Origin of the sequence: Pseudomonas emilianonis, assembly GCF_023072625.1 — a bacterium.
Lineage (GTDB): Bacteria > Pseudomonadota > Gammaproteobacteria > Pseudomonadales > Pseudomonadaceae > Aquipseudomonas > Aquipseudomonas paraveronii.
On the sequence record NZ_JAKNRV010000475.1, the window covers coordinates 1 to 3,354 of the forward strand.

3 protein-coding genes and 2 pseudogenes are annotated in these 3,354 nt (G+C 62.1%); 1 reads left to right on the forward strand and 4 read right to left on the reverse strand.

The window, feature by feature from the left end:
- The 4 genes and pseudogenes from L9Z73_RS27825 to L9Z73_RS27840 all read right to left on the reverse strand — a co-directional run.
- On the reverse strand, positions 1-610 hold a 610-nt coding region (locus tag L9Z73_RS27825; protein WP_247407930.1), incomplete at its 3' end, for an AbrB family transcriptional regulator.
- Positions 603-2,117: a tripartite tricarboxylate transporter permease gene (locus L9Z73_RS27830; RefSeq protein ID WP_247407932.1), complete on the reverse strand. Its 1,515-nt coding sequence runs from the start codon at positions 2,115-2,117 to the stop codon at positions 603-605. The genes L9Z73_RS27825 and L9Z73_RS27830, both read right to left, overlap by 8 nt.
- A gap of 1 nt (position 2,118) precedes the next feature.
- A complete protein-coding gene (locus tag L9Z73_RS27835) occupies positions 2,119-2,577 on the reverse strand; it encodes a tripartite tricarboxylate transporter TctB family protein (protein ID WP_247407934.1) in 459 nt (152 codons plus the stop codon).
- A gap of 60 nt (positions 2,578-2,637) precedes the next feature.
- A pseudogene (locus L9Z73_RS27840) lies at positions 2,638-3,240 on the reverse strand (Bug family tripartite tricarboxylate transporter substrate binding protein); the annotation flags it as partial.
- Between L9Z73_RS27840 and L9Z73_RS27845 the strand changes: the two are divergent.
- Positions 3,218-3,354, forward strand: a pseudogene (locus tag L9Z73_RS27845) (carbohydrate ABC transporter permease); the annotation flags it as partial. The pseudogenes L9Z73_RS27840 and L9Z73_RS27845 sit on opposite strands and share 23 nt — an antisense overlap.

Sequence of the window (3,354 nt, forward strand, 5' to 3'; positions counted from 1 at the left end):
ATGACTGATCTGTCCCGAATCCAGGGGCCTGCCAGCGCGGTAATCCCGACCCTGGAAGGTCGCTTCTACAGGCCTCCGTTGCCTGACGGCTACGTGCTGCGGCCGCGCCACCGTCGAGCACATACTTGAAGATCGCCGGTACGCACAGCACCACCACCAACACTCGCAGACTCTGCCCCGCCGCGACCCGGCTGAGCACCGCGCCATTGCGCGCGCCGAGGTTGACCATCTCGCCGGAACCGCCCGGCATGCTGGAGAAAAATGCGGTGGCGCGGTCTTCACCGCTGCGGCGCATCAACCACACGCCGACCACGCTCGACAGGCTGGTGACCAGCGCGCCGAAGAAGATCAAACCGAAGTGGCTCATCACCTGTTCGATCACCACCGGGGTGAAGTGCAGACCGATGCCGATGCCCACCACCCATTGCCCGCATTTGCGCCCGCCGGGAATCTCCGCCAACTGCCACGGCGTGAGGCAACGCACGAGGATGATCGCCAGCAATGAACCGACCATATACGGCAATGGCCAGCCGATCAGGCTGGCCAGGTAACCGCCGGCCAGACCGACCAGCGGTGTTCCCCACCAGTGTTTAAAGGTGACCTCAGACATCGGCCACGGTACGACGCTGCAGCGCTCGTTTGCGATAGATGCGTACCAGCGGGAACAGCAGCATCAAGGCGGTCAATACCCAGACGCCGAAGGTGATCGGGCTGGACCACAGGATCTCCAGCGCACCATTGGAAATCGACAGCGCGCGGCGCAGGTTCTGTTCCATCAGGCCGCCGAGGATAAAGCCCAGCAACACCGGCGACAGCGGGAAGTCCAGCTTGCGCAGGATGTAGCCGAAGATGCCGATACCAATCATCAGGAACAGATCGAACGTGGTGGCATGCACCGCGTACACCCCGATTGCGGTGATGATCGCGATCACCGGCACCAGCGCCCAGTTCGGCACGGCAAGGATGCGCGTGAAGAGGCGGATCATCGGGATGTTGAGGATCACCAGCATGGTGTTGGCGATGAACAACGAGGCGATCAGGCCCCAGACGATATCCGGTTGCTGTTGGAACAACAGCGGGCCGGGCGTGATGTTGTACAGCGACAGGGCGCCGATCATCACCGCCGTGGTGCCCGAACCCGGTACGCCCAGGGTCAGCATCGGCACCAGCGCGCCGCAGGCGGAGGCGCCGATGGCGGTTTCCGGTGCCGCCAGACCGCGCATGTCACCCTGTCCGAATTTACCGCTGGCCCCGGCCAGGCGTTTCTCGGTCATGTAGGCCACCGCCGACGCCAAGGTCGCACCGGCGCCCGGTAATACGCCCATGATGAAACCGAGCAGGCCGCAACGAATGTTCACGGCAAACACCGACGAGGCTTCCTTCAGGTTAAACATCATCCGTCCGGTGGCTTTTACCGCTTCCTGGCCACGGTGGGTTTTTTCCAGCAGCAACAGGATCTCGCTGATCGAGAACAGGCCCAACACCAACACCACAAACTGGATGCCATCGGTCAGGTGGATGTTATCGCCGGTAAAACGGTACACGCCGCTGTTGGCGTCGATGCCCACCGCCGACAGGAACAGGCCGATCAGCGCCGCGACAAAGGTCTTCAGCGGTTTGTCACCGGCCATGCCGCCGAGGCAGACAATCGCGAACACCATCAGTACGAAATATTCCGCCGGGCCAAAAGCAATCGCCCATTTGGCCAGCAGCGGGGCAAACAGCACCATGCCGCAGGTGGCGATAAACGCGCCGATGAACGAACTCCACGCCGACAACGACAAGGCCACACCGGCCAGGCCTTTGCGGGCCATCGGGTAACCGTCGAGGGTGGTCATCACGGTGGAGGCTTCGCCCGGGATGTTCAGCAGGATCGAGCTGATACGCCCGCCGTATTCGCAGCCCAGATAAACGGCCGCCAGCAGGATCAGCGCCGACTCCGGCGGCAGGCCCAGGGCGAACGCGATGGGGATCAACAGCGCCACGCCGTTGATCGGGCCCAGGCCCGGCAGCAGGCCGACCACGGTACCGATCAAGGTGCCGCACAACGCGGTCACCAGGTTGTAGGGGGACAGAGCAACGCCGAAGCCCTGGCCCAAATAGCCGAAAGTATCCATATCAGTTCTCCAGAACGTCGAGCAGGCCGAGGGGCAGCGGAACGTCCATGGCTTTATCGAACAGCAGATAAAGGCCGACGCTCATCAAGGTGATGATCACCGCGCTGGGCAACCAGCGGCCGCCATACAGCCGTGCCATCGGAATACCGATCAACATGCTGCTGAGAATGAAACCCAGGGATTCGAAGGTGCCGGCAAACACGATCAACAGCGCGACGCAGATGCCGATCTTGATCAGGGTGGCGCGGTCCAGCGCGGGTTCTTCTTCGGTGTGTTTGGTCGGCTGCGGGCGAAACAGCATGTAGATCAGCGCCAGGCTCATCAGCCCGAGCATCAGCAGCGGGTAGGCCCTAGGCCCCACGGGTTCGTAGGAAAACGACGCCTGGTAGGGCCAGGCCATCAATGCCAGGACCGCGCAGGCCAGCAGCAGCACGGCGGCGAATATGCGTTGTAAGAGCATCTAGAACTCCTGGACCACGCCCCGGGTTCAGCAGGGCGTGGCCAAACGGCAGAGGGGCGATTACTGGATCAGGCCGAACTCTTTGGCCAGCACTTTGTAGTCCGCCACCTGTTTCTTCACGTAGGTGTCCAGCTCCGGGCCGGTCATGGCGAACGGGAACAGCTCGCGCTGGTCACGCAGCTTGGCGAAGTCTTCGGAGGCCAGCAGTTTGTCGAAGGCGTCTTTCCACCAGGCGTAGTCGGCATCGCTGACTTTTGGCCCGAGGTAGAAACCGCGCACCACCGGCCAGACGATGTCGTAGCCTTGCTCTTTGGCGGTAGGAATATTCTTCATTTCCGGCTCGTCCAGGCGCTCGTCAGAGAACACCGCGAGCAGACGCATGTCACCGCTGAGGATGTGCGGCATGGAGTCGGAGATGTCGGTACTGCCCACTTGGATATGCCCGCCGAGCAGGGCGGTGGCGATTTCACCGCCGCCTTCCAGCGCCACATAGCGCAGGTCGCGCGGGTTGATCCCGGCGGCTTTGGCGATCAGGGCGGTTTGCATCCAGTCCTGGCTACCCACGGTGCCGCCGGAACCGATGACCACTTTGCTCGGATCTTTCTTCAGTGCTTGCACCAGGTCGTCGAGATTTTTGTAAGGCGAATCACTTTCCACCGCCATCGGTGCGTTGAATGGTTATGTGCTGTCGTTCTGGCGCTTCCGTGGTTCGCAACTGTTCTTCGGTTTGCTGTTGTTCGGCTGCTTCCTGCCGTTCCAGACCGTGCTGCTGCCGGC